Source organism: Rhizobacter sp. P3_B12 (assembly GCF_056402895.1).
Genome location: NZ_JBFUGN010001006.1, coordinates 1 through 2,191 on the forward strand (window position 1 = coordinate 1; position 2,191 = coordinate 2,191).

The following is a 2,191-nucleotide window of genomic DNA, read 5'->3' on the forward strand; positions in this document are numbered from 1 at the left end:
CTACGAGACCTTCGTGTCGCGCATGAACCTCGAAGGCCACCCCGACCAGCCGGAGTGGCTGAGCCACGTCAACGCCTCGGTGCTGAAAGTGAAGCTCGCGACCGCCATCATCGGCATCTCGTCGATCCACCTGCTGAAGACCTTCATCAACGCCGATGCGCTGAGCGACCGGGTGCTGATCGCGCAGACGGTGATCCACTGCGCCTTCCTGCTGTCGGCGATGGCGATCGCGATCACCGACCGCCTGCTGCCGCACACCCCCTCGAATCACTGAGGCCGGCGCGCACCGCCCAGCAGCAGCAAGGTGCCGGCGATGCCGGCGATCAGCGAGCCGCACAGCACGCCGAGCTTGACCTGCGTCTCGTAGTCGCCGCCGCGGCCCTCGAAGGCCAGCGCGCCGATGAACAGGCTCATCGTGAAGCCGACACCGCACAGCACGCAGACGCCGAAGAACTGCCGCGTGCTGGCGCCGGCCGGCAGCTCGGCCCCGGCCAGCCGGATCAGCAGCCAGGCGGCACCGAACACGCCGATCGCCTTGCCCAGCACCAGCCCGCCGGCGATGCCCAGCGGCACCGTCTGCGCGAGCGTGCCGAACGTGACGCCCTGCAGCGACACGCCGGCATTGGCGAACGCGAACATCGGCAGCACCGCGAACGCGACCCAGGGGTGCAGCGCATGCTCGGTGGTCTCGAGCGGCGAATGGCCCTCGTCGCCGCCCCGCAGCGGAATCGCCAGCGCCGTCGCCACGCCGGCCAGCGTCGCATRCACGCCCGATTTCAGCACGCACACCCAGATCACCAGCCCGACGATGACGTACGGCCCGACGCTCATCACCCGGGCGCGGTTCAGCAGGAACAGCACGACGCCGCCGGCCAGCGCCGCGCCCAGCATCGCGAGCGACACGTCGGCGGTGTAGAACAGCGCGATCACGACGATCGCGCCCAGGTCGTCGATGATCGCCACCGCCGTCAGGAAGACCTTCAGCGAGGCCGGCACGCGCGAGCCCAGCAGCATCAGGATGCCGAGCGCGAACGCGATGTCGGTGGCCGCGGGGATCGCCCAGCCGTGCAGCGCGACCGGGTCGCCCAGGTTGATGCCCGCGTAGATCAGCGCCGGCACCGCCATGCCGCCAACCGCCGCGCCGGCCGGCAGCAGCGCCTGCCGGGCCGAGGCCAGTTCGCCGGCCAGCATCTCGCGCTTGATCTCGAGCCCGACCAGGAAGAAGAACACCGCCATCCACAGGTCGTTGACCCACAGCAGCAGCGGCTTGGCCAGCACCAGCAGGTCGCCGCCGATGCGCAGCTCGCCCGGCAGGTCGACGAAACGCTGGTAGGCCTCGTGCCACGGCGAGTTGCTGACGATCAGCGCGATCATGGCGGCCAGCGCCAGCACGACGCCGCCCGCCGATTCGGACGCGATGAAGCGCCGGATGCCATTCAGCATGAGTTCTCCCCTGTCAGTAAAATTCGCGGCTCAAGCCCAGCCCGCTCGCCGGGGATTGTTCCGCAGTTCAGCAGTTCCGCCCACTTTCCGGGATAGCCACATGACCTCGATCCGCTACACCGACCTGGTTGACAGCGTCGCCGCCGCACTCCAATACATCAGCTACTACCACCCGGCCGACTACATCGCGCACCTGGCGCGGGCGTACGAAGCCGAGCAGGGCCCGGCCGCGAAGGATGCGATCGCGCAGATCCTGACCAACTCGAAGATGTGCGCCGAAGGCCGCCGCCCGATCTGCCAGGACACCGGCATCGTCAACGTCTTCATGAAGATCGGCATGGACGTGCGCTTCGAGGGCTTCCCGGCCGGCGTGGAAGACGCCGTCAACGAAGGCGTGCGCCGCGGCTACCTCGACCCCGAGAACAAGCTGCGTGCGAGCATCGTGGCCGACCCGCACTTCGAGCGCAAGAACACCAAGGACAACACGCCGGCGGTGATCCACATGAGCCTGGTGCCGGGCAACACGGTCGACATCCAGATCGCGGCCAAGGGCGGCGGCAGCGAGAACAAGAGCAAGTTCGTGATGATGAACCCGAGCGACAGCCTGGTCGACTGGGTGCTGAAGACGGTGCCGACGATGGGCGCCGGCTGGTGCCCGCCGGGCATGCTGGGCATCGGCATCGGCGGCACGGCCGAGAAGGCGATGCTGCTCGCGAAAGAGTCGCTGATGCAGGACATCGACATGTAC

Annotated in this window: 3 protein-coding genes; 2 read left to right on the forward strand and 1 reads right to left on the reverse strand. The window is 68.4% G+C overall.

Annotated features, from left to right (window positions below; translation table 11 throughout):
* On the forward strand, positions 1–274 hold a 274-nt coding region (locus AC1D01_RS31295; RefSeq protein ID WP_477873393.1), incomplete at its 5' end, for a YqhA family protein.
* On the opposite strand, the gene nhaA is transcribed toward AC1D01_RS31295, so the two are convergent.
* A complete protein-coding gene (gene nhaA / locus AC1D01_RS31300) occupies positions 268–1,443 on the reverse strand; it encodes a Na+/H+ antiporter NhaA (protein WP_477873395.1) in 1,176 nt (391 codons plus the stop codon). The two genes, AC1D01_RS31295 and nhaA, sit on opposite strands and share 7 nt — an antisense overlap.
* A gap of 100 nt (positions 1,444–1,543) precedes the next feature.
* Here nhaA and AC1D01_RS31305 point away from each other — a divergent pair.
* Positions 1,544–2,191 (forward strand): fumarate hydratase (locus AC1D01_RS31305; protein WP_477873398.1); only part of this gene is annotated, 648 nt, incomplete at its 3' end.